The sequence below is a fragment of the Verrucomicrobiota bacterium JB022 genome (genome assembly GCA_030673845.1).
Classification (GTDB): Bacteria; Verrucomicrobiota; Verrucomicrobiia; order Opitutales; family Oceanipulchritudinaceae; genus WOUP01.
Map to the genome: position 1 here is coordinate 1 of JAUTCQ010000011.1, position 22,645 is coordinate 22,645.

The 22,645-nt window shown below is 63.8% G+C and carries 17 protein-coding genes and 1 tRNA gene; 5 read left to right on the forward strand and 13 right to left on the reverse strand.

Annotation, left to right across the window (positions count from 1 at the left end):
* The 7 genes from Q7P63_06745 to nuoB all read right to left on the reverse strand — a co-directional run.
* The coding region (locus tag Q7P63_06745) for an NADH-quinone oxidoreductase subunit H (GenBank protein MDP0499784.1) at window positions 1-915 on the reverse strand (915 nt) is incomplete at its 3' end.
* Window positions 916-927: 12 nt separating this feature from the next.
* Window positions 928-2,631 (reverse strand): 2Fe-2S iron-sulfur cluster-binding protein, encoded by a 1,704-nt coding sequence (locus tag Q7P63_06750; GenBank protein ID MDP0499785.1) that lies wholly within the window; start codon window positions 2,629-2,631, stop codon window positions 928-930.
* Window positions 2,632-2,676: 45 nt separating this feature from the next.
* On the reverse strand, window positions 2,677-4,050 hold the full coding sequence (nuoF, locus tag Q7P63_06755) for an NADH-quinone oxidoreductase subunit NuoF (protein ID MDP0499786.1): 1,374 nt from the start codon (window positions 4,048-4,050) through the stop codon (window positions 2,677-2,679).
* Window positions 4,051-4,062: 12 nt separating this feature from the next.
* Window positions 4,063-4,587 carry an NAD(P)H-dependent oxidoreductase subunit E gene (locus tag Q7P63_06760; GenBank protein MDP0499787.1) on the reverse strand — a complete coding sequence of 175 codons (525 nt, stop codon included), beginning with the start codon at window positions 4,585-4,587 and terminating at the stop codon, window positions 4,063-4,065.
* Between the two features lie 25 nt (window positions 4,588-4,612).
* Window positions 4,613-5,848 (reverse strand): NADH dehydrogenase (quinone) subunit D, encoded by a 1,236-nt coding sequence (gene nuoD / locus Q7P63_06765; GenBank protein MDP0499788.1) that lies wholly within the window; start codon window positions 5,846-5,848, stop codon window positions 4,613-4,615.
* A gap of 20 nt (window positions 5,849-5,868) precedes the next feature.
* Window positions 5,869-6,534, reverse strand: a complete 666-nt coding sequence (locus Q7P63_06770; protein ID MDP0499789.1) for an NADH-quinone oxidoreductase subunit C — start codon at window positions 6,532-6,534, stop codon at window positions 5,869-5,871.
* 53 nt (window positions 6,535-6,587) lie between these two features.
* Window positions 6,588-7,124 (reverse strand): NADH-quinone oxidoreductase subunit NuoB, encoded by a 537-nt coding sequence (gene nuoB / locus Q7P63_06775; protein MDP0499790.1) that lies wholly within the window; start codon window positions 7,122-7,124, stop codon window positions 6,588-6,590.
* A gap of 222 nt (window positions 7,125-7,346) precedes the next feature.
* Here nuoB and Q7P63_06780 point away from each other — a divergent pair.
* Both Q7P63_06780 and Q7P63_06785 read left to right on the forward strand, forming a co-directional pair.
* Window positions 7,347-7,436: transfer RNA gene (locus Q7P63_06780), tRNA-Ser, on the forward strand.
* A 491-nt stretch (window positions 7,437-7,927) separates the two neighbouring features.
* Complete coding sequence (locus tag Q7P63_06785; protein ID MDP0499791.1) at window positions 7,928-9,757, forward strand: transporter; 1,830 nt, start codon at window positions 7,928-7,930, stop codon at window positions 9,755-9,757.
* Here the strand turns inward: Q7P63_06785 and Q7P63_06790 are convergent.
* The 6 genes from Q7P63_06790 to Q7P63_06815 all read right to left on the reverse strand — a co-directional run bounded on the left by Q7P63_06790 (window position 9,754) and on the right by Q7P63_06815 (window position 19,456).
* On the reverse strand, window positions 9,754-10,521 hold the full coding sequence (locus Q7P63_06790) for an SDR family oxidoreductase (GenBank protein MDP0499792.1): 768 nt from the start codon (window positions 10,519-10,521) through the stop codon (window positions 9,754-9,756). The two genes, Q7P63_06785 and Q7P63_06790, sit on opposite strands and share 4 nt — an antisense overlap.
* A 6-nt stretch (window positions 10,522-10,527) precedes the next feature.
* On the reverse strand, window positions 10,528-11,613 hold the full coding sequence (locus tag Q7P63_06795; GenBank protein MDP0499793.1) for a mannonate dehydratase: 1,086 nt from the start codon (window positions 11,611-11,613) through the stop codon (window positions 10,528-10,530).
* Window positions 11,614-11,686: 73 nt separating this feature from the next.
* Window positions 11,687-14,593 carry a glycosyl hydrolase 115 family protein gene (locus Q7P63_06800; GenBank protein MDP0499794.1) on the reverse strand — a complete coding sequence of 969 codons (2,907 nt, stop codon included), beginning with the start codon at window positions 14,591-14,593 and terminating at the stop codon, window positions 11,687-11,689.
* Window positions 14,594-14,595: 2 nt separating this feature from the next.
* Window positions 14,596-16,236, reverse strand: coding sequence for a DUF5597 domain-containing protein (locus Q7P63_06805; protein ID MDP0499795.1), 1,641 nt, complete (start codon window positions 16,234-16,236; stop codon window positions 14,596-14,598).
* Between the two features lie 51 nt (window positions 16,237-16,287).
* Entirely contained in the window at window positions 16,288-17,325 is a 1,038-nt protein-coding gene (locus Q7P63_06810) for an NAD(P)-dependent alcohol dehydrogenase (protein MDP0499796.1), read from the reverse strand.
* Entirely contained in the window at window positions 17,306-19,456 is a 2,151-nt protein-coding gene (locus Q7P63_06815; protein ID MDP0499797.1) for a glycoside hydrolase family 3 C-terminal domain-containing protein, read from the reverse strand. Before Q7P63_06815 ends, Q7P63_06810 begins: the two co-directional genes overlap by 20 nt.
* 259 nt (window positions 19,457-19,715) lie before the next feature.
* Here Q7P63_06815 and Q7P63_06820 point away from each other — a divergent pair, with 259 nt between their 5' ends.
* From Q7P63_06820 to Q7P63_06830, 3 genes are all read left to right on the forward strand, one after another.
* Complete coding sequence (locus tag Q7P63_06820; GenBank protein MDP0499798.1) at window positions 19,716-20,852, forward strand: LacI family DNA-binding transcriptional regulator; 1,137 nt, start codon at window positions 19,716-19,718, stop codon at window positions 20,850-20,852.
* A gap of 215 nt (window positions 20,853-21,067) precedes the next feature.
* Window positions 21,068-22,084 carry a TRAP transporter substrate-binding protein gene (locus Q7P63_06825; protein ID MDP0499799.1) on the forward strand — a complete coding sequence of 339 codons (1,017 nt, stop codon included), beginning with the start codon at window positions 21,068-21,070 and terminating at the stop codon, window positions 22,082-22,084.
* Entirely contained in the window at window positions 22,081-22,626 is a 546-nt protein-coding gene (locus Q7P63_06830) for a TRAP transporter small permease (protein MDP0499800.1), read from the forward strand. The genes Q7P63_06825 and Q7P63_06830 overlap by 4 nt, the downstream gene beginning before the upstream one ends.
* The last annotated feature ends 19 nt before the right edge of the window (window positions 22,627-22,645 follow it).

The following is a 22,645-nucleotide window of genomic DNA, read 5'->3' on the forward strand; positions in this document are numbered from 1 at the left end:
CCACGGGTTGGCGACCCAGTCCGGCAGGACCCCAAAGGTCGGCAGGAACTGCCACCCGCCGAAGAGCAGCAGAGTGAAGATAGCCGAGCCGATGACCATGTGCGCGTATTCACCGGTGAAGTACAGGCCGAACTTGAAGCCGCCGTACTCGGTGTGGAAACCGCCGACCAGCTCGGTCTCGGTTTCGGGCATGTCGAAAGGCAGACGGTTCGTCTCGGCAAAAAGCGCGGTCAGGTACACGAAGGCCGGGATGGGCATCCAGATGACGTTCCACAGGGCCGTCTGCGAGGTCACGACGTTGAACAGCGTGAGGTCGCCGAGACCGCCGGTCGGGCCGTTGGCCCACATGAACACCGGCAGGATGCTCATGCCCAGCGCGAGCTCGTAGGAGATCATCTGCGCCGAGGAGCGCACGCCGCCGAAGAAGGAGTACTTGTTGTTACCGGCCCAGGCACCGAGCACGATCCCGTACACCCCCAGCGAGCTGATCGCCAGGATGAAGAGGATGCCGATGTCGAGGTTGGCCAGGACGAGGGGCAGCGTGCCTTCATCGGTCTTCCAGATGCCGACGGGCAGCACCGTCATCGTGGTCATCGCAGGGATGAACGAGACGATGGGCGCGAGGATATAATAGAAGCGCTTGACGTGGCCGGGGGTGGGCTCCTCCTTGACGAGGAACTTGAGGCCGTCGGCCATCGGTTGCCAGATGCCCAGCCGGGTGAGGAAGGGCCCGATGATGGGGAGATCGCCCAGGATCGGCAGCTTGGTGCGGTTCGGGCCGGGGCGCCCCTGGATCCAGGCGCAGACCTTGCGCTCCGCCAAAACGGCGTAAGCGGCCATGCCCATCACGACGCCGACCATGATCAGCGACTTGACCAGCGCGAGAAGCAGAGGGTTTTCGAGGAGGAAGTCCATGGCGGCAAGCGCTTAGGCGTTGGCGGCCTCCGCCGCCGGGGTGTAGTGGAGGGATTTGCCCTCGCGGAAAGGAACTTGGGCGAAGCGGCTGGCGTCGAGCACCTTGCCGGTGCCGGGGATGTCCTGGTAGCGCAGGCCGGCCAGCTCGGGCACTTCGGCGGCGAGGTGGCTCCAGATCGCGGCCGGGCTGGGCGCGTAGGGCGACTCGCCGGTGAGCGCGGCATACAGCTTGGTAAAGGTGCTGAGGCCAAAGAGCGTGCCGACGGGGCCCGCGACGGCCTGGTGGAACTTCTGCACGCGGAACTGCTGGTTCACAAAGGTGCCGGACTTTTCGAAGGCGGTGAGCAAGGGCAGCTCGATCTTCGAATGTTGGCAGGTGTCGCAGTGTTGCGTGCCGATGTAGGCGACTTGAGCCTGCTTGACCAGCTCGGCCGGGATGCCAGCGGCGGTGAGGTCTTCGCCCACCACGAGGAGGTGGGTGACTTCGCCGTTTTCGAGCTTGCCGCGCAGGGTCGCCAGTTGCTCTTCGGGCAGCTCGGAAATGAGGCCGGTCAAGAGGGCACCGCGGACATTGGGGTTACGGTCGGCCGAAATCAGCTTGCCGTCGGGCTCGCCATAGCGGGCCACAAGGTATGTCGGGGCGTCGTTGAGGACGCTGGCGATCTTCTTGAGCAGGAACTGCTCTTCGAGGCTCAGGCGTCCGCTGCCGACGATGGCCACCTTGCCCTGCCCTTGCAGCAGCAGCTCGGCGGCGGCCTTGACGGCTTCTTCGCCGGTGCAGGGTTTGCCTGCGATGCTGTAGGTGGTCAGGCGGTCTTCGGCCTCGACTTGCTTGTAGAGCATGCGGCCGGTGTCGGGCATCCAGGTGTCGTTGACCTGGTCGTTGCGGCGCGGGGTGATCCGGTGGATCTTGCCTTCGCGGCTGCCGACCACGGTGTTGCAGCCGACGCTGGACTCGGTGTCGATGCTGTCGGTTTCCTTGAGGAACCAGACGCGCATCTTGAAGCGGAAATCGGTGCTGGTGAGCGCGCCGACGGGGCAGATGTCGACGGTGTTGAGCGAGTAATTGTCGTCCAGCTCCTTGCCAGGGAAAGTTGTCAAGGTGCTGTAGCTGCCGCGCTCGGTGAAGCCGAGGATGGGCTTGCCGATGACTTCGTTGCAGAAGCGCACGCAGCGGCTGCAGAGGATGCAGCGTTCGTCGTCGAGCATGACACGCGGCCCGATGCGGGTGCGCTTGGGCTTGACGTTCTTGCGCTCGACGAAGCGGCTGTAACCGCGGCCATAATCGGTAGCAAACTCCTGCAGGCGGCACTCACCGGCCTGGTCGCAAATCGGGCAATCGAGGGGGTGATTGATGAGGAGGAACTCCATCACGCCTTCGCGGCACTCCTTGACAGAGTCGGACTCGGTCTTGATGTGCATCCCGGGCGCGATCTTGGTCGCGCAGCCGATCACGGGCTTGGGCACCCACATGATCTGGGGCGTGCCGTCGGGGTTGAGCATGGGCTCGCCGGTGGCGCGGTCTTTGCCGGGCATGCCCATCTCCACCAAGCACATGCGGCAGTTGCCGGGCACGCTGAGGTGCGGGTGGTAGCAGTAGTGAGGCACCTCGACCCCGAAGCGATTCGTCGCCTCGATGATGTTCAGGCCCGGCTCCACCTGCACGTCCTTGCCGTTCAGGTTGATGGTGATGAGGTTGCTGGGTTGTTCGCTCATTGCGAGGAAAGTGGTGTGCGTGAGGGGCGCGGGCGCCCGTTAAGGCTAGATGAGGCGGGTCTCCCCGGTGCCGGAGGCTGCCTGGCGTTGGGCGCGCTCGATGAACTTGTCGCGGAATTTGGCGACGAAGCTTTGGGTGGGCCAGGCGCAGGCTTCGCCGTGGGCGCAGATGGTGCGGCCAGCAATCTGGTCGCCGATGCTCGCGAGCAGGTCGACGTCTTCCACCCGGGCTTGGCCGGCGGCCATGCGGGAGGTGATCTTCTTCATCCACAGGCTGCCTTCGCGGCAGGGCGTGCACTGGCCGCAGCTTTCGTGGGCGTAAAAAGCGTTGATGTTGGCGAGCACGTCGACGATGTCGACCGAGTCGTCGACCACGATCACGGCACCGGAGCCGCTCATGGAGCCGGCTGCGGCGGGGCCGTCGAAATTGAGCGGCACGTCTTCGATACCCCAATCATACTCGCTGCCGTCGCGGTTCTTGCCTTTGAAGCGGTCGCCCGCGCGCCAGACCTTGGAGCTGGACCCGCCGGGGATGACGGCGAGCAGGCTGCGGCCGGGCTTGAGGCCGCCACCGATGTCGTAGATCAGCTCGCCGTAGGTGTGCTTGCCGTTTTCCAGCTCGTAATAGCCGGGGCGCTGCACGTGGCCGGAGAGGCTCCAGATGCGGGTGCCGGAGTTGTTGGGCGTGCCGAGCTTGGCGTATTCGTCGCCGCCCATGTCCACCGCGTGCTTCACGTGGCAGAGGGTCTCCACGTTGTTCACGATGGTGGGGCACATGTAGAGGCCGAGGGCGGCCGGGAAATATGGGGGCTTGATCCGCGGATAAGCGCGCTTGCCTTCGAGGGACTCGATGAGGCCGGTTTCCTCGCCACAAATGTAAGCGGCGGCCCCGCGGTGGACGATCAAGTCGCACGAGTAGCCGCTGCCGCCGATGTTATCGCCCACGAAGCCCTTGGCGCGGGCTTCTTCGATCGCCTGCTCCAGGATCAGAGCGCCGTGCGGCATCTCTTCGCGGATGTAGATAAAGGCTTTGGCCGTGTTGGTGGCCCAGGCGGCGATCATCATGCCTTCGACCAACTGGTGCGGGTCTTTGTGCATGATCTGGCGGTCCTTGAAGGTGCCGGGCTCCGATTCGTCTGCATTGCAGATGAGGTAGATCGGCTTCCCGCTCTTGCGGTCGAGGAACTTCCACTTCATGCCGGCAGGGAACCCTGCCCCACCCCGGCCGCGGATGCCGGCCTTCATGACGTGGTCCTGCACCTCTTCGGGCTTCATCGCGAGGGCCTTTTTCAGCACCTCGTAGCCACCATGGCGCATGTAGCAGTCGATGGAAGTATCGTAATTGGGATCGTCCGCATGCTTGAGGATCATGCGGCGTTCCTTCGGGTGGATCTCCGTGCGCTTGGGGGCGACAATCATGACGGCAAAGGCTTAGTGGTGGTGCGTGTCGGCGGCGGGGGCCGGGGTTTCGGCGGGGACTTCCGCCTTGATGCGGTCGCACAGTTCCTTGACCTTGTCTTCGGTCAGGTTTTCGTAGAGGTCGTCGTCGATCATGGCGACGGGCGCGGTGCCGCAGGAAGCCAGGCACTCGGCAAACTCGACCGTGACGCGTCCGTCGGGCGAGGTGTGGCCCAGCTTGGCGTCAAACTCGGCCAGGAACTTGTCGCACACCTTGTAACCGCCGTTGAGCGCGCAGGAGAGCGTTCGGCAGACGCGAATGAACTTCTTGCCGACGGGGTGCTCGCGGTAGAACGGGTAGAAGGTGACGACTTCGCGCACCTGGATGGGCTGCAGGTCGAGCTGCGCGGCCACCCACTCCTGCGCTTCGAGGGAGATAAAGCCCTGCTCGCGCTGGATAAAGTGGAGGATCATCATGATCGCGCTCCGCTTTTGCGGGTAGCGCGGGATGAGCTTCTCGGTGTATTCGCGGAGTGGCTGGGACGGTTCGAAAGCCATGGGAAATCGGTGCAGGATTCAGCGCTTAGCGGTCGCATTCGCCCATCACGAAGTCGAGCGAGCCGAGGATGACAGGGACGTCGGCGACCATGTGCCCGGGCACGATCTTGGGCAGAATGGAAAGGTTGCAGAACGAGGGGGAGCGGATCTTCATGCGGTAAGGCACGCCACCGCCCTTGGAGACGATGTAGAAGCCGAGCAGGCCCTTCGGGTTTTCGGCCTCGAAGTAGACTTCGCCCGCCGGGATCTGGGGGCCTTCGGTCACGATCATGAAGTTCTGGATCAGCTCTTCCATGCTCGTCATGACCTTGTCTTTGCGCGGGGCGAAGATCTTCTTGGCCTCTTCGGCATACCAGGGGCCGTCGGGCATGTTGTCGATCGCTTGCTTGACGATTTTAATCGACTCGCGCAACTCGACCATGCGGACAAGCCAGCGGTCGTAGCAGTCGCCAGTCGAGCCAATCGGCACGTCGAACTCGTAGTTCTCATAGCCGAGGTAAGGGTCGTCCTTGCGCAGGTCGAGCGCCACGCCACTGGCGCGCAGGTTCGGGCCGGTCAGGCCGTAGGCGATGGCGTCTTCCTTCGTGATCACGCCCAGACCGTAGGCGCGGTCGTAGAAAATGCGGTTGCGGGTGATGAGGGCGTCGAGTTCGTCGATCACCGGCTCCATCTCATCCACTACCTTGCGCACATTGCCCAGCCAGCCGTCGGGGATGTCGCGCATCAGACCGCCAATACGGGTGTAGCTGGTGGTGAAGCGGGCGCCGCAGAGCTGCTCCATCAAGCTGTAAAGCTTTTCGCGCTCGGTAAAGGTATACATGAACGCGGTGATGGAGCCGCAGTCCATCGCATACACGCCGACACCGAGCAAGTGGCTCTGCAGGCGGGCCAGCTCGCAGCAGAGCAGGCGGATGGCTTCACAACGCGGCGGGACCTTGATGCCTGCCAGCTTTTCGACCGCAAGGGCAAAGGTAACGTTGTTGTGGATCGGCCCGATGTAGTCCAACCGGTCCGTATAGGGCACGAACTGGTTGTAGGTCATGTTTTCGGCGATCTTTTCGTCACCACGGTGCAGGTAGCCCAGCACAGGCTCGCACTTGGTGATGGTCTCGCCGTCCAGCTCCAGCTTCAGGCGCAGCACGCCGTGGGTCGCCGGGTGGGAGGGGCCCATGTTGACCACGAGGTGGTCGCCCTTGAATTCGCCCTCGGCGGCGGCGCTGCGGGCGCTGATGTCGCCGATACTGACTTCTTTGATGGCCATGGAAAATAAAAGGGGGTCGGTTATTGCTCCTTGCGGGCGGATTCGCGGAACTCGCGCGGCTTTTCGAAGCTTTCGAGCTCGTCCGGGCGGGGCTTGGTCTCGTTCCAGGACTCGTCGTCGGCACGGGGCTCGCGGCGCGACATCGGGCCGGTCTGGCCAGAGTGGAAGGGCCCGCCCATCATCGGGGCCGGCTTCACCTTCACGCCGGTGCGCTCAGCGATCTCCTCGTTGGGCAGCTCCACTTCGTGGCCCGCCAGCGGGAATTCCTTGCGCAGGGGGAAATACGGGTAGCTCTCCCACATCAGGATGCGGCGCAGGTCGGGGTGGCCGACGAACTTGATGCCAAACATGTCGTAGGTCTCGCGCTCATGCCAGTCGGCCGTGGGCCAGAGGCCGGCCACGCTGGGTACGCTCGGCTCATTGTCGTCCACACAAGGCGTCGCGACGCGGATGTAGCGCGACTGCTGGATCGAGTAGAGGTGGTAGACCACCACGAAGCGCGGGGACTCCTCATACCAGTCGATCGCCGTCACGTCGCTGAGGAAATCGTAGCCATATTCCTCACGGAGAGCCTGGAGGAATGCAAGCAGGTGCTCCGGCGGGCAGTCGAAGGCCGGCCAGTCGCGACTGGGCCGCGTGGTCAGATAAGGGAAAGCCTGGAGCAGGTCGTCAGTCAATTCAGACATAGCGATGCAACTTCGTCAAAAGGCGGGAGGATGATAGACCCGGCCCGGTTGGTTCAAGATTTATAGGCGAGCTCGCGGGTCTCGCGGTTCTTCAGCAGCGTCTGGCTGGAGTGTTCACGCTGGATCTTGCTCTGCAGCTTGATCATCGCGTCCAGCAAAGCCTCGGGCCGCGGCGGGCAACCGGAGACGTAGACGTCGACAGGGACGATCCGGTCGACCCCTTGCAACACCGCATAGCTGCGATACATGCCGCCGGACGAGGCGCAAGCGCCCATCGCCACTACCCATTTGGGCTCGGCCATCTGGTCGTAAATCCGGCGCACGGCTTCTGCCATCTTGTAGGTGACGGTGCCCGCCACGATCATGCAATCGCACTGGCGGGGGCTGAAGCGCATGACCTCCATGCCGAAGCGGGAGATGTCGAAACGGGAGGCACCCACGCCCATCAGCTCGATTGCGCAGCAGGCCAGGCCCATCGGCATCGGCCACACGGAGTGGCTGCGGATCCAGTTGATGGCCGCATCCAGCTGCGTGACCACCACATCGCCCTCAATCCGGCTATCGTAGGTGTAATCTTTGGCAGTAACCATCAGTCAAAAAAGTCCAAGATAATCGAAGCAAAACCCAGCCTGTAGGTGGCTCGCCCCGATTGCAAGTACCTAACTAATGGCGGCGATCAAAAGACAGGCAAGCTGTTTGTAAGAGGAAACGAGCCCCGCCCCCCAGCCCGCACCAATAGCGGGTCCGCAACTTTCTCCACCAATAAGAGTTGACGAGCCCACGAAAAACGCTTCTGCTCACCCCTTTCTACTGGAGAGGTGACAGAGTGGCCGAATGTGCACGATTGGAAATCGTGTGTGCCAGAGATGGCACCGAGGGTTCGAATCCCTCTCTCTCCGCCATTTTCGAAAGAATTAACCCGCAAAAACTTGCGGGTTTTTCAGTCTCTATAGGTCGCCTTTTTAGGGATGAGCGAAGAAGATGGCGTCTACAGGTGAGGCGGCGTCAATGCGCGCCAGAGGTGTCTCAAGCTGAGCAGAGTGACTTGAACAAAGGCTCTCTTCTTCTTGCGGTTACAGCTTCTACGATCAGGTCGACGCCCGCTGACTAGGATCAGCTATGAAACGCTGGAACTGCGCTTGAAATTGCCCGAATCGCTCACAGATGTATGGGGAAGAGCCGAGCGGATGCGGGGCGTTGATCGGCTGTCTTAGTCCGGCGTGCAAAGCTTTCTCCTGCTGTTAAGGTATGTGTGTGTTGGGCTGCCGTTTTGGCAAGAGCAGCCCGGATCGATCCAGATCGCCCTGCCGGAAAAGGTTGACCACGCTTCGTTGACTAATAATTATCAGACATTCCCCACAGGTTTATTTGTTCACCCCTTCTCCCCTACCCCATGATTTCCGTTGCTGATTACGCCGTTATCGCCCTGTACCTCCTGTTCATCGTGAGTGCGGGCGTCATCTTCCGTAAATTCCTGACCAACACGAGCGACTACTTCCGCGGAGGGGGGAAGATGTTCTGGTGGATGGCGGGCAGCTCGGCCTTCATGACGCAATTCAGCGCGTGGACGTTTATCGGGGCGGCTGGCAAGGCTTATACCGACGGGCTGATCATCCTCACTGTCTTTATCGCCAATGCGGTGGGGTTTTTCCTCAACTACCTGCTGATTGCCCCGATGCTGCGACAGGCGCGGGTGATTACGGCCATCCAGGCCATTCGGCGGAGGCTGGGGCCGGGCAACGAGCAGTTTTACACTTGGTCTCAAATCCCGGTCGGGCTGATCTACGCTGCGATCTGGCTCAACGCCGTTTCGAAATTTTTCGCCCAGGCGTTCCCGGGCTTCGAGCTGACATCGACCATCGTCGGTGTGGGGGTGGTGGTGATGGTCATCTCGGTCGTGGGCGGGGCTTGGGCGGTCTCGGCGACGGACTTTATCCAACTGACCCTCCTCATGCTGATCACGGTGGTGATGTCCGCCTTTGCGCTGTCAGCGGTCGGGGGGCCGGTAACGCTTTTCCAGAGCCTGCCCCAGGAGTCGATGCTGGGCACTGGTGTCACCTTTGAGCCTCTGGTCGTGTTCTGGATGATGATGGTGCTGGTCAAGCAGATCGTCTCGACCAACTCCATCACCAACGCGAATCGTTACCTCAATGCGCGCGACTCCGGCCATGCGCGAGGGGCGGCCCTGCTGGCCTGCATCTTGTTCCTGGGCGGCTCGGTAATCTGGTTTATCCCACCATTGGCGGCATCGGTCCTGTATCCCGATTTGAGTGCGTATGTGTCGGCCGAGATCGCCGTACCCAGTGAGCTGGCCTATGTGGTGGCGGCGCAGCAATTACTGCCGTCGGGCATGCTCGGTCTTTTGATCGTGGGCATGTTTGCTGCCACCATGTCGTCGATGGACAGCGGGTTGAACAAAAACGCCGGGTTCTTCGTGCTCAATTTCTACAAGCCGGTCTTGCGCAAGGCCGCGTCGGAGAAGGAGCTGTTTTACGCGAGTATCCTGACGACCATTTTCATGGGGTGCGCGGTGATTGGGCTGGCCTTGTATATCGAGTATCTGGCTGCGCAAAACGAGGGGCTTGGCCTTTTCGAGATCATGCTCAACTTTGGGGCCATGGTGGCGGTGCCGGTGGCGGTGCCGGCGATCCTCTGCCTGTTCATCCGGCGCGTGCCCGATTGGGCGGGCTGGAGCACGGCCTTGATCGGCTTGCTCAACGCCTATCTGATCACGGGCATTGGCTTTGGGAACCTCGGCCAGGCGGGCGCATGGCTCGATTCCCAGTGGTTCGAGGGGCTGCTGGGCCTGGACTTGAGCCCGCGGGAGGAGCAGGACTACCTCTACTCCATGCTCGTCTTCCTGAATGTGGGGCTGGCGGTGGCCTGGTTCTTCTTCACCAAGCTCTTTTACCGGGGCCTCAAGCCGACCCGGGAACGAGAGGTGCAGGATTTCTTTGACGATCTTCACCGCCCGGTGGAAGCCGATGAAATGACTTCGGAGTTGGACGCTCCGCAGAATCGCATCATCGGCTGGATGGCGACGGCCTTTGGCGGCTTCATGCTGCTGCTGGCGGTCGCCATCCCGAATTCCCTCTCGGGCCGCGCGGCTTTCCTCTTTTGCGCCGGCGTGCTGCTCTTGATCGGGTTCCTCCTGCTACGGGCTGCACGGCGCGCCCAGGCGAGGCTGGACGCGGCTCTCAGGCAGCCCACGGCGAAAGCCTAAAACCCGACGCTCACCCCGCCGTCGACGGGCAGGATGACGCCGGTGACAAAGGCGGCGGCGGGGGACGCGAGGTAGACGGCCGCCCAGCCGATGTCTTCGGGTTGGCCGAGCTTGTTCATCGGGGTACGACCCAGGATCTTGGCTTTGCGGGCGGGGTCGCCATCGAGGGCTTTGCGGGACATCTCGGTCTCGATCCAGCCGGGGGCGATGGCGTTGACGCGCACGCCGTCGGGCGAAAGCTCGGTCGCAAGGCCTTTGACCACACCGACGTAGGCCGATTTGGCGGCGGTGTAGGCAATCACCTTCGGGATGCCGAAGAGCGAGGCCATCGAGGCGGTGAAGAGCACGGAGCCCTCCCCTCGCGCGGCCATGCGGGGAGCGAAGGCGCAGGTGAGGGCATGGGCGCCGAGCAGGTGGGTATCGAGCACGCGCTGGAACTCGGCCACACTCGTCTCCATCGCGGGCTTTTTCAGATGAATGCCGGCGTTGTTGACGAGGCAGGAGACGGGCCCGTATTCGGCTTCCAGGCGCTCGGCGAGAGCCGGGGCGGCGTCAAAATCCGTCACGTCGTAGCAGGCGTAGGCGGCACGCTCGCCCATCGTGGCAACGGCGTTTTGCAGCTCGGCCTCGCGGCGCCCCAGCAGGATGACGTGGGCGCCCGCCGCGTGGAGGGCCTGCGCGATAGCGAGGCCGATGCCGGTGCCACCGCCGGTGATGACGGCGCGTTGGCCGACAAGCGAGAATGCTTCGGAAAAGGTCTTCATGGGTGTTTACTTGCCTTGCTTGATACCCAGGGTGCCCATCACGCCCTTCATGTAGCCGAGCGCGTAGGCCATACCGGCGTGCCAGGGGGCGGCGCAGGCCATTTGGGGGCAATGATCGGGAATGAGCACTCCTTGGAATCCGTTGGCGTGCAGGATCTGAATCACGCGCACCATATCGACATCGCCGTCGTCGACAAAGCTTTCCTTGTAGGTCGGCACCTTGCCCACCACGTTGCGGAAGTGCACGTAGCCGAGACGGTTGAGGCGGCTGAATTGGTCGACCACCTCGTAGATGTCGCCCTCCGTCATTTCGGCGAGCGAGCCGATGCAAAACTCCAGCTGGTTGGCGCGACTGGGCTCGAGGTCGATCATCTTCTGGTAAAGGTGGGGCTGGTAGACAAGGCGCGGCTGGCCCCGGACGGTCGGCATGGGTGGGTCGTCGGGGTGCGCAGCGAGGGTCACGCCCGCCTCTTCGGCCACGGGTGCCAGCTCGCGGATGAAGCGGGTGTAGCGATCCCATAACTGCTCGGGCGTGATAGAAGGTTCGATTTCGTCGCCCTTGGTGCTGGGGTCGTAGACCATATTCCAGACCATGCCTTTTGTCATCGGCTGGTCATAAGGGCCTTCCATGCCGACGGAAGGGGCCTCGCCGCGCGCGTAGGTGCCGACAGTGCGGCCCGCCACGCCTGCAATCGAGAAGTTGTAACCCATCACGGGAATACCAACCTGCCCCATGCGGCGAATGATCGTCTTGAGGCCCTCCATCTGGGCGTCGCGCTTCGGCCCGTCGAGCAACACGTCGTGCCAGTGGGCGGGGTCGAAGTTCTCGATTGCCTCCAGCTTCAGCCCGGCTTCTTCGACCGAGCGGCGCAGCGCCACGAGCTCTTCGAGCGTCCAGAGCTGATCGGGATCGCCCGCCAGCCCCCAGCCCCGGTCCGTGCCGGTCGGCTGGTCGTCCGTGCCGTGAGCGGTTGCGCCGCCCCGGAAGTAGTCGACGAGGTGGGCGACGATGTGCGTCGCGCCCGCCTGCTTGGCAAAGCGGAAATTCTCCGGCGTGAGCATGTGCCGGTAAAGTCCAAGTCCGAGTTTCATGGGTAGGTGGAAAAGGCAAAGGGCCGGCCCCACTACAAGAGCAGGACCGGCCAAAAGAGGTTGGCAGTTATTTTTAAGGAACGCGAGGGCTGGCTGGTGCGCCGAGGTAGCTGGGTTGCAGGCCGCCGAGGTCGAGCTGGAGGTGTTGCAACACGGGCCCAGGGTCGATCATCCAGACCTTGAGCGTGTGCTTGCCCGTGCGGTCGAAATTCAGGGGCAGGCGGATCTGCAAGAGGTTGTGCGCCACGGCTTCCTCCCAGCGCTTGTCGGTCTGCGACAGTCCGAGGCCGTGCACCTGCGGCTCCTGCCCGTCGACCGACACCGCAAAGCGTATGCCGGGCTCCGACTGGAAGTCGAAGGTGGGCGAAAACGACAGGATCAACTCCGCCTCGCCCATGCTTTCGAGGTAGAAATCGTATTCGAGGCGCGGCGACTGGCCATCGATCGGCTCAACCGGCTCCGCCAGCACCGGGAAGGGCGTGACGCCGTCGTGCGCGTTGCCGAAGTCTTCCAGCACGCGCCAGGCGAGATCGCCCGCCGGGAGATTGCGGCTGAAGCCAGAGGCGGGCATCGAGACGTAGCCGTTGGTTTCGACAAAGCCGGAGAAGCCGCGGAAGTGGTCGGGCGCGTATTTGCGCAGCGGCAGCGTCACCATGACCGTTCGCTCGTGCGGGCCGCTGATCTCGATCTGTGCCTCGGAATCACCCACCGGCACGCGCGTCCAGTCGACAGACACCTCCAAACGCTCGGTCAGCGACACCTTGCCGCTGGAGCCGCTTACCTTTACCCACGGCTGGGAGGTCTTCACGGTGTAATCGAAGGGGTCCTGACTGCGGTTGAAGACCTCGATCCAGCGCGACTCGCCACCTTGCAGCGAGGTCAGTACAGGCAGGCGCGAGGGGCCCTGAAAAATGTCGTGCGTGGGCCATGAGCCGTAGCGGCCTTCGAGTGCGACGGCCATCTCCGAGCCCTTGGGCGCGTGCATCCACGTGACTGCGGGCATGAACTCGCGCTCGGGCTGCTGCCAGATGGTGTAGCCGAGGTTGTTCTGGTCCATGAAGTGCGACCATTTGCCGTCGGCGAGGTCTTCGTTGTAGGCGAGGGCCAGCTCGGCATCCTGCGCGAAGAGCTCACGGGCGCGGTCGGCCATGGCGTTGGTCGCAGTGCGGCCCTGCGGAGCGTAGACGCGGTTCCACGCCGCCGACAGATACAGCTCGTTCACAACGGCCGAAGCTTTGACCGGATAGTCCACGAGCTGGAAGTAAGCATCCTGATACGCCGCCGGTAAATCCGCCGAAACTCTGTCTGTCAACTCGACCAGCTCCTGCCACTCCGCCAGCACGCGCTCGGCCTCGCGGTAGGCCACGGGGTTGTAGACTTCGGGTGAAAGCAGCTCCGGCTTGCGGCGGGAATTGAGGTGCGAATAGCCGCGCATCAGCTGAGCGATGTCCTCAGCCTGTTCGGGTCCAAATTCGCGGGTGGCCCAGCGCTCGGAATACTCAGTCAGGCGCTCGTAGGGCCACTTGGCCGGATCCCATGCGTAGGTCAGGAAAAACTCGATTGGGTACTCCATCGGCTTGAGGTCGCCGACGTTTACGATCCAGATCTTGTTGGCGTCATACTGCCAGGCGAGGTGCATCTGCTCCCACACCCGCGGGAGATGCGCGGAGTTGATCCACTTGTAGGAGCGCGGATCGCCCACGTAATCGAAGTGATAATACACCCCTGCTCCGCCGGAGCGGGTGCGCTCTTCCGGGCGCGGCAGGCGGCGGATGTTGCCCCAGTTGTCGTCGCACCAAAGCAGCGTCACGTCGTCGGGCACGCGCATCCCGTGCTCGTAGTAAGACTGCACCTCCTTGTAGAGCGCCCAGACTTGCGGCACGTCCTCCAGCGGGCGGCCAAAGGCCTCGGCGATCATCGCACGCTGGTCGTCCACGATGCGCTCCAGCAGGGCCACGTTGGTTTCTTCCGACATGGCTTCGTCGCCGTCGCCGCGCATGCCCAGCGTGATGATGTTGGGATGGTCGCGGTTGCGTTCCAGCGCGCCTTGCCAGAACTCGCGCAAGGTTTCCTCGTTGGTCGAGTAATCCCAACGGCCTTCACCGTATTTGCGCCATTCCTTGTGGGCGCGCATCATCGGCTCGTGGTGCGAGGTGCCCATCACGATGCCGTATTCAGCCGCCAGCTCGGCATTGAGCGGGTCGTCGTCGTTGAAGGCGGCGTCCCACATGGCGGGCCAGAGGTAGTTGGCCTTGAGCCGCAGCAGCAGCTCGAAGACGTGCTCGTAAAACTGGTGGTTATAGCCGCCAAACTTCTCGTTGACCCAGCCCGTCAGCGCCGGGGCCTCGTCGTTGAGGAAGATGCCACGGTATTGCACCGTGGGGCCGTCGTCGACGTGGCGCCGCCCTTGGGGCCAGTAGAGCGCGTCGTGTTGATCCACCGGCACGTCGGCCCACCAATACCAAGGCGAGACGCCAATGTGTTCCGACAGCGTATAGGTGCCGTAAATGGCGCCCCGCAGGTCGCTGCCGACGACGACCAGCGCCTGCTCCACGCCGGGCCATGGCTTTTCGACCACCTCGATCTGGAACGCCTCCCATTTGCCGTCGATGGCGGAGAGGTCCAGCTTGCCCGCCTGCACCAGTTGATCGAGCAAGGGGCTCTCGCCCGCCGTCGCGAGCAAGACAACCTGCTTGGGCAGGCGATTTGTGGCTTCGGCGACCGTGTATTCCTTGCCGGTCACCGCCTGCAGGTCGCCCGCGAGATCGTTGCCCGCCCGCTTCAGACCGGCGGGCGCAGAGGCTTCGACCACGAGCGTCGGCGGCGTCTGCCGGGCGGCGAACAGCGGGAAGGCACCCTTTTTCTGAGGCGCGGCAAACTCGACCAACTGGAAGTCGTCGAGCGCGGCGAGGGGCGAAGCACCGGCCAGGCAGAGGCTGCCGAGCAGGGCAAGGCGCGCGAGTCGGGAAGTCAGAGGCATGGCTAGTAGCGGTAGAGCTTGATGCGTTGGATGGTGAAGCGACCCGGCTCAAGGCGCAGGTGGCGGCCCTGGTGCGTCTGGTCGCCGTTGAGCAAGCGGATGCGCTGCCACTCGCCGTTTTCGTAGCGGCCTTCCTCACATTGGAGGATCCCCACCTGCGTAGTCGGGTCGAGATCGTCGAAAGTCACGACCACGCCGATGCCCGCGAAGAGAAACTCGTCGGGCCCGAGCTGCAGCATGAGACCGCCGGCAGGGTAAGTCGCGGCACCGTAGCCACCCGTGTTGTCGTGCACGATCACGCCGTCCGCCGGACCGGGGAGGGTCGAACGCTCGAAGGAGGCGTTGAACACATAGCCGCCGAGCCGGATTTCCTGCGGCTTGGTGTTGGTGGGGGCTTCCTTCAGTAGGCCGCGCGATTGCGAAGGCTCGGTCTTGGCCAGCAGGGGTGTGAGCTGACGCACGATGTCGTAACTGTCGCGCAAGGCCCGTTCGACCTGGCCGTCGACCGATTCGATGCCGAAGGGGCAGAAGGCCATCGCCTGGTGCTCGCCAAAGGCGTAGAGGCCGTTGACAGAGGCGTCGATGGTGCGCAGCGCTTCAGGCACAAATAGCGGGTTCCCGAGACGGCGGTAGGCGCGGGTCCATTCGACGAAGTTGGGGAAATAGATGTCGGGCGAAAAGAAGTCGATCGACGGTGCCCCCAGCTCCCACAGCTCGATCAGATGCGGTAGCGGCCCGGCGCTCGGATACTGGCCGGGCTGGTAGCCGGCCCGGATGAGCGCGGCGTTGACGAACATCGGCAGCGGATAGATGTCCTTGCCCGCCTTGGTCACGTGCTCCACATATTTCGCGAAGTAGTAGGCCATGAAGAACTCTTCGGTCTCGGCGTTGGCGCCAAAGACTTGCGCCCAGGAACCGGTGGTGAGCGAGCCCTGCTCTCGCCACGCGACGGCGACGCGACCGTCGGCCAGCTCCGGACGGTTTTGCAACATTGCGATCACCTCCGCCGGCACGTTGGCGGTATAGGCGCGGTTGGCGGCCTCGCTGTAGTCGCGGGCGGAGGGGATCATGCCGATCTCGTTCTCCACCTGCACGGTGATCACGGTGTGGTGCTGGCCGTCGAAGCTCTTCAGCTCGCGCATCAGGGCCGCGAAGGCCTTCGCATCGGTCCGCCAGTTCTCTTCATAGAAGGGCGATACGATCTCCTGCCGGATGCCGTTTTCGTCCAGCGCGCGGGGGAAGCGCTCGACGTCGGTCTTTACCCACGCGGGGGCGTAGCACGACATGCTGTTCTTCCACGAGGCAAACCAGAGCAGGCCGAGGCGGATGTCGCGCGCGCGGGCTTCTTCAATCACCTTGCGCAGGTCGGAGAAGTCGTAACGGCCCTCCTCCGGCTCCACCATGTCCCAATAAACGGGCACGAGCAGGAAGTTGACGTGCATGCCCTCCAGCTTGTCCCAATATTGGGCCAGATAGCCGGATTCGCCGGTGGAGTTGCCCAGCTCGCCGCCGCGGGCGATAAAAGGCTGGCCATCGACGATAAGACGGACGGCCCCAGCGCGCGTTTCGAGGCGGGGCAATTCGGCGCGCAGCACGGCGACGAACGGGAGGAGGAGGATCAGGTAACGGAGGATTAATCGCATCGTTCGGGGGTTCTGGGACTACACTGGGAGAGGCGGTAACTTCTATTCTATTCAGGACGGCAACTCGATCTGGACTTTGACGCTTTCGGGTCGCATGGCACAGGCATAATCGAAGGCGTCGATCGAGTCGGCAAAGGCATAGGTGTCGGTGATGAGCGGGCGCACGTCGATACGGCGGCTGGCCAGGAGCGCGAGGGCGCGCGGGAAGACGTGAGCGTAGCGGAAAATGGACTCAATCCGCAGCTCCTTCACCTGCGCGGCCACAATATCGAACGGCACCGGCGCGCCCGGCATGCCGATCAGGACCACCCGGCCACCCGGGGCCGCCACATCGAGGGCTTGCGCCACCGTGCGGGGGTGGCCGACGGCGTCGAACACGACATCCGCGCCCCACCCTTCCGTTGCGTCGCGCACCAGTTGGGTCAGGTCGTCACGCGCGGGGTTGACGGGCGTGATCGGGCCGAGGGACGCGGCGAGGGTCAGCTTGGCCTCCTGCAGATCGGTGATAAACAAACGACTGCACCCGCCGGCGAGGGCCGACAAGGCGGTGAGGATGCCGATGGGCCCCGCGCCAAGCACAACACCGACGTCACCCGGCTGAATGTGTGCCTTGTTGACCGCATGGATCCCCACCGCCAAGGGTTCCACCATCGCCCCTTCACCGAAGCTGAGGTGGTCAGCCATCTTGAAGGTAAACGCTGCTGGATGGACTACGGTGGGCCGCAAACAGCCGTGCACGGGCGGGGTCGCCCAGAAGCGCACGTCAGGATCTAAATTGTACATCCCCAGCCGGGTGGCCTTGCCCTGCGGGTTGGGGATTCCCGGCTCCATGCACACACGGTCCCCTGGCTGGAGGTGCGTGACTTCCGCGCCGACCTCGTCGACGATACCGGCGGCCTCGTGCCCGAGCACCATCGGCTCGCGCACCACAAAGGGCCCGATGGCCCCGTGTTGGTAGTAATGCACATCGCTGCCGCAGACGCCGACCGTCCGGATGCGCACGCGGACATCGTGCGGGCCGAGCCGCTCCGGGATCTCGATCTCCCGGAGGCTCAATTGACGGGCCTGCTCAAGAACGAGCGCCTGCATGGGAAAGCTCCGAGGCGAGCGTGACGGTGCATTCGGCGGGAACCGGCGCGCCCAGCTCCTGCGAGCGGGCGTTGGGCGAGCTGGTGCCGACGACCACGCGATATTCGCCCGCCGGCAGCACGCGGCGGCCTTCCGCGTCGAACTGGCTAAAGCTCTTCGCCGGCAACTGGAACGACACGCGTTTGCTGCCGCCCGCCGGGAGCGTGACCTTCTCGAAGCCGACCAGCGTAGCGTGTGGGGCGTTCGGCCAGCTCTTGGGCGGCACCACGTAGCACTGCACCGTCTCGGCAAACTCACGCTGCCCCTCGTTGCGCACCTCCACTTCGACTTCGACGAGGCCCTCGGGCCTAAGCGTTGCCGTGGAGGGCGAAACCAGCCGGTAGCTGGAGGTGCCGTAGGTGAGGCCGAAGCCAAAGGGGTAGAGGGGCGTCTTGTCGGCAAAACGATAGGTGCGGCCCTGCAGGTGGTAGTCGTTGAAGGCCGGGAGGTCTTCCGTGCGCATGGGCGTGGAGAACGGCATCCGACCCGAAGGCGCCACCGTGCCAAAGAGCACATCCGCCACGCCGCGGCCACCTTCGCAACCCGGGTACCCGACAAACAGGACCGCGTCGGCCAGCTCGTGGGCTTCAGGCGCGGCGATGGCGCTGCCGCCGGTCAAGACCAGCACGAGCTTCTTGCTGTGTTGGCGCAGCTCGCGGAGGAAGTTCATCTGCACTTCGGGCAACTCCACGCGGTCGCGGTCGCCGCCGGAGGACGAGGCCACGGTGTCGCCCTCTTCGCCTTCGAGCGTATGGTCGAGGCCCATCACGGCGATGACCACATCGGAAACTTCGGCAGCCGGGAAGGTGTAGTTCACCCCCGGGGCCTGCGGGCTGAGGATCGGGCAGCCGGGGCGGTATTTGACGGCGGTGTTCGGTTCCGTCGCCTCCAGAATGCCCTGGAAGATCGTCACCATCTCGGGAGAGACGCCGTAGTAGTTGCCGAGCAGCGCCCCGTAATTGGCGGCGGTCGGCCCGACTACCAGCAGGCGCTCCGGGTCGCGGTTCAGCGGCAGCACGTTACCGGCGTTCTTGAGCAGCACCGCCGATTCGGCGGCGGCTCGGCGGGCGAGCTGCCGGTGCTCCGGGCCGTCCACGATCTCCAGCGGGAGCTGGGTCCACTGCACCCGCTCCTCTGGGTCGAAGAGGCCGAGGCGGAACTTGGTCGAGAGCAGGCGGCGCACGGCGGTGTCGATCTCCGCCTCGGTAATGCGGCCCTTTTCGAGCGCCACGCTGAGGTCGTTGAAGGTGCAGCCGCAGTTGAGGTCGCAGCCCATGCGCACGGCCAGCGCAGCGGACTCGGCGGCGTTGCTCGTCACCTGGTGGTAGAGGTGGAAATCGTCGATCGCGCCGCAGTCGCTCACGTAGTGGCCCTCGAAGCCCCACTGGCCCCGCAGGATCTGGTTGATCAACAGGTCGCTGGCGCAGCAGGCCTCGCCGAGCGTGCGGTTATAGGCCCCCATGAAGGCCTCGACGCCCTCGCGGCTCAGGCGCTCGAAGGCCGGGAGATAGGTCTCCCACAAATCTTTCTGCGTGGGCTGGGCATCGAATTCGTGCCGTTCGGACTCTGGGCCGCTGTGCACCGCGTAGTGCTTGGCGCAGGCGGCCACCTTTAGATACTTGTCGTCGTCGCCCTGCAGGCCGTGGACGACACAGGTCGCAAGCTCGGCGGTGAGGAAGGGGTCTTCGCCAAAGGCTTCCTGCCCTCGCCCCCAGCGCGGATCGCGCACGATGTTGACGTTGGGCGTCCAGAAGGTGAGGCCGCGATAGATCCCGCGCTTGCCCCGGCGGGCGGCGTCATGGTGCTTGGCGCGGGCCTCATCGGAGATGGCGGTGGCGACCTGCCCGACCAACTCACGATTCCAGGTTGCGGCGAGGCCAATCACCTGAGGAAACACCGTGGCGCGGCCCGCCCTCCCCACCCCGTGGCAGGCCTCGTTCCACCAATTGTAGGCGGGCACCTCAAGGCGCTCGATCGGGTGGTTGTCGTGCATCATCTGGCCGATCTTTTCAAGCGGGGTCATGCGACCGAGCAGGTCGTCGATGCGCTCTTCCAACGGCAGGTCGGGGTTTTGATACGGGAACTTTGGCATGGCCGGAATTTTCGAAGGGGGAGACAATGGCATACCCGGGGCGTGCCCAACCAGCGGTGGGTGCCAAGGAAAGACCGCGTTTGCAGTCCGGGGGGTGGGGTTGAATCAGGAGCCGGGGTAAGCCGCTGGGGCCGAATATCCACCACCGCCAGCCTGGGCACAACGCAAGCTCTATGCTAACATTAGAACCCGAAATCCGTTGCGCCTTGACCTCGGATGGTTTGAAGTCTCCTCCACTCCTCTACCCCTACCCCAAACCATGGCTTCCAAGCGTATTACCCTGGCGGATATCGCGCGCGCGGACGGCACCCACGTGACTACGGTCTCGCTCGCAATGCGCAACAGCCCCAAGCTCCCGGAGGCGACCCGCCGCCGCATCCAGGAGCTGGCGGAGAAGATGGGCTACCGGCCCGACCCCGTGCTGCGCGCCCTCGTCTCTTACCGCGAAGGCGCTCGCGAGCATTACGACCGCAAGACCCTCGCCTACGTCACCAACTGGACGACCCGCTGGGGCTGGAAGGACGTTACCGCCCACCCCCAGTTCTTCGACGGAGCCAAGGCGGCAGCCGAGCGCCTGGGCTATCGGCTGGAGCACTATTGGCTACGCGAACCGGGCCTGAGCCATGGGCGCCTGAGCCGCATCCTCAATTCGCGCGGCATCGACGGGCTGATCATCGCCTCCCACGCGCGGGAGATGGAAGACAGTCTGGCGCTCGACTGGGAGCACTTCGCCGCCGTCAAGATCGACTTCTTCCCCCACTACCCGACCCTTAACAACGTGACGAACAACCAGTGCGGCATCATGCGGCTGGCCATGCGCAAGGTGCTGGAGGCTGGCTACACCCGCATCGGTTGTATCATGCACCGGGGTTGGGACTTGAGCGTCGACCGCATGTGGACCGCCGGCTACCTCGTGGAGCAGCAACAGATCCCGGAGACTTCGCGGCTGCCGGTGTGCCTCTTCCCCGCCTATCACCCGGTCGACACCTGGATCCACGAAAACCAGAGCACGGTGCAGATCGACGCCACCCGCCTGCGCCGCTGGCTCGACGCGTGGCAGCCGGAGGTGATCATCACCAACGGGATCTTTGTGCGCGACGCGATCGAAGAGCTGGGCCTGCGGGTGCCGCGCGACGTGTGCCTGGTTGATCTCTTTCTCGACCGCTTCGACGGCACGGTCGCTGGCGTGCAGCAAAACCATGACGAGGTGGGCGCGGCGGCCATCTCACTGCTGGCAGGCCAGCTGACCCAAAACATCCGGGGCATCCCACGTATCCCCACGACGACTTTCATCGAAGGCACTTGGCACGACGGTGCCACCCTGCCCTTGCGGCGTCGCCGGCAGCCCGCCGTCGGCGTGCCCGAAGAGGCGGCGGTACCCCTGGAGGCCGAATAACGCCGGGCTGCCCCACAGCTGGATCGCTCTCGTATTCATGGCGATTTCATTCTATTTCATTTGCATTTCATCACCCGGCCCTCAAGCGTAGCGGGCACAGAGGCTCCAAGGCTTCCGCCCCCTCCGGTTGCTTTTGGCTGGAAGTCCCAGTCTCAGCAGCCTTTAGTCGCATGTGCCGGGCGCAAGCCCGTCCCCGAAATCCCCCCTTCAACCTCATGGACAAAAAGTCCCTTTCGTTTCTCTTCGTCGGCCTCCTGATCGGAGTATTCGGCGCCACAGTCACCCTGGCGGTGATGGCGGGCTCCGGCTACGGATCGGGCAGCAGCCAGACGAAGGTCCTCAAACTGGCGCACTCGCTGGACCAGGCGCACCCCGTCCACCTGGCCATGGTTCACATGGCGGAAAAGGTGGCCGAAAACTCCGGCGGCGCCCTCCAGGTGCAGATCTTCCCCAACGGTCAGCTGGGCACGGAAACCGAGACGGTGGCCCAGGTGCAGCGTGGCGCGTTGGCGCTCGTAAAGACCTCCGCCGCCAGCATGGAAGCCCTCGTGCCCGAAATGGGCGTCTTCTCCGTGCCGTATCTCTTCCGCGACGAAGAGCATTACTGGAATGTGCTGAACGGCCCGGTGGGCGAAGAATTCCTGCAAATGGGCGTGAGCCAGGGCCTGCACGGTCTCACCTATTACGACGCCGGTGCCCGTAGCTTTTACGCCAGCAAAAAGCCGATCCAGACCCCCGCCGACCTCCGGGGCATGAAGGTGCGCGTGATGCAGAGCGACGGCGCGATCTCCGGCCTTGCCGCCACCGGCGCCTCCCCGACGCCGGTGCCGTGGGGCGACCTCTATACGGCCCTGCAGCAGGGCATGGTCGACGCCGCCGAAAACAACGTGCCGAGCTACTTTACCAGCCGCCACTACGAGGTGGCCCCCTATTTTTCGCTGGATGAGCACATGCGCATCCCCGACATCCTGTTGATCAGCGAAGTCGTCTGGAACAACCTCACGCCGGAGGAAAAGCAGTGGCTGACCGATGCCGCTGACACCTCCCTCCAGTTCCAGCGTGAGCTGTGGGCCGAGCAGACCGAGGCCAACCTGAAAGAGTTGGAAAACCTGGGTGTGAAAATCTACCACCCCGACCAGAAGCCCTTTGCCGCCGCCGTGCAGGATTACCAGAACTCTCTGCGCCAGACGCGCCTCGGCAAGTACATCGAAGCAATCGAGGAGGTCCAATGAGCACCGCATCTTCCCCGTCTTTTCTCAGCCGCGGCCTCAATGTGCTGGCCGCCATCCTGAACTTCCTCCTCATCGTCTCCATGGCCCTGCTGGTGCTGGCGGTGTTGTGGGGCGTCGTGAGCCGCTACGTGCTTGGCTCGCCCAGTAGCTGGACGGAGCCGCTCGCCACCTACCTGCTGATGTGGGTATCGCTGCTCGGTGCCGCCGTGGTCTTCCGCGAGCGCGGCCACCTGGGGGTCGACTACTTCATGACGATCATCAACCCCAACGCCCGCCGCATCGCCAAGCTGGCCGCAGAGCTGATCGTGATGTCCTTTGCCGGTTACGTGATGGTCTACGGCGGCAGCAGCCTCGTGAGCCGCGCCCTGGCGACAGGCGAAACGGTGGCTGGCCTCGGCATGTTGCTGGGCCCGATCTACCTCGCCATCCCCATCAGCGGCGTCTTCTTCATGCTTTTTGGCATCGAGCACCTCGTGGAGTGGGCGCGTGAGCCCAAGCTGGCCGAGGCCGAGCCCGTGCACGCCATCGACCCCGAAATCTAGATCCTGCCCTCCCCCGCAA

Bases quoted from the DNA above. Each gene is read 5' to 3' on its own strand.
- Q7P63_06750 (MDP0499785.1), bottom strand. From the start codon at position 2,631: ATGAGCGAACAACCCAGCAACCTCATCACCATCAACCTGAACGGCAAG.
- nuoF (MDP0499786.1), bottom strand. From the start codon at position 4,050: ATGATTGTCGCCCCCAAGCGCACGGAGATCCACCCGAAGGAACGCCGC.
- Q7P63_06760 (MDP0499787.1), bottom strand. From the start codon at position 4,587: ATGGCTTTCGAACCGTCCCAGCCACTCCGCGAATACACCGAGAAGCTC.
- nuoD (MDP0499788.1), bottom strand. From the start codon at position 5,848: ATGGCCATCAAAGAAGTCAGTATCGGCGACATCAGCGCCCGCAGCGCC.
- Q7P63_06770 (MDP0499789.1), bottom strand. From the start codon at position 6,534: ATGTCTGAATTGACTGACGACCTGCTCCAGGCTTTCCCTTATCTGACC.
- nuoB (MDP0499790.1), bottom strand. From the start codon at position 7,124: ATGGTTACTGCCAAAGATTACACCTACGATAGCCGGATTGAGGGCGAT.
- Q7P63_06785 (MDP0499791.1), top strand. From the start codon at position 7,928: ATGATTTCCGTTGCTGATTACGCCGTTATCGCCCTGTACCTCCTGTTC.
- Q7P63_06790 (MDP0499792.1), bottom strand. From the start codon at position 10,521: ATGAAGACCTTTTCCGAAGCATTCTCGCTTGTCGGCCAACGCGCCGTC.
- Q7P63_06795 (MDP0499793.1), bottom strand. From the start codon at position 11,613: ATGAAACTCGGACTTGGACTTTACCGGCACATGCTCACGCCGGAGAAT.
- Q7P63_06800 (MDP0499794.1), bottom strand. From the start codon at position 14,593: ATGCCTCTGACTTCCCGACTCGCGCGCCTTGCCCTGCTCGGCAGCCTC.
- Q7P63_06805 (MDP0499795.1), bottom strand. From the start codon at position 16,236: ATGCGATTAATCCTCCGTTACCTGATCCTCCTCCTCCCGTTCGTCGCC.
- Q7P63_06810 (MDP0499796.1), bottom strand. From the start codon at position 17,325: ATGCAGGCGCTCGTTCTTGAGCAGGCCCGTCAATTGAGCCTCCGGGAG.
- Q7P63_06815 (MDP0499797.1), bottom strand. From the start codon at position 19,456: ATGCCAAAGTTCCCGTATCAAAACCCCGACCTGCCGTTGGAAGAGCGC.
- Q7P63_06820 (MDP0499798.1), top strand. From the start codon at position 19,716: ATGGCTTCCAAGCGTATTACCCTGGCGGATATCGCGCGCGCGGACGGC.
- Q7P63_06825 (MDP0499799.1), top strand. From the start codon at position 21,068: ATGGACAAAAAGTCCCTTTCGTTTCTCTTCGTCGGCCTCCTGATCGGA.
- Q7P63_06830 (MDP0499800.1), top strand. From the start codon at position 22,081: ATGAGCACCGCATCTTCCCCGTCTTTTCTCAGCCGCGGCCTCAATGTG.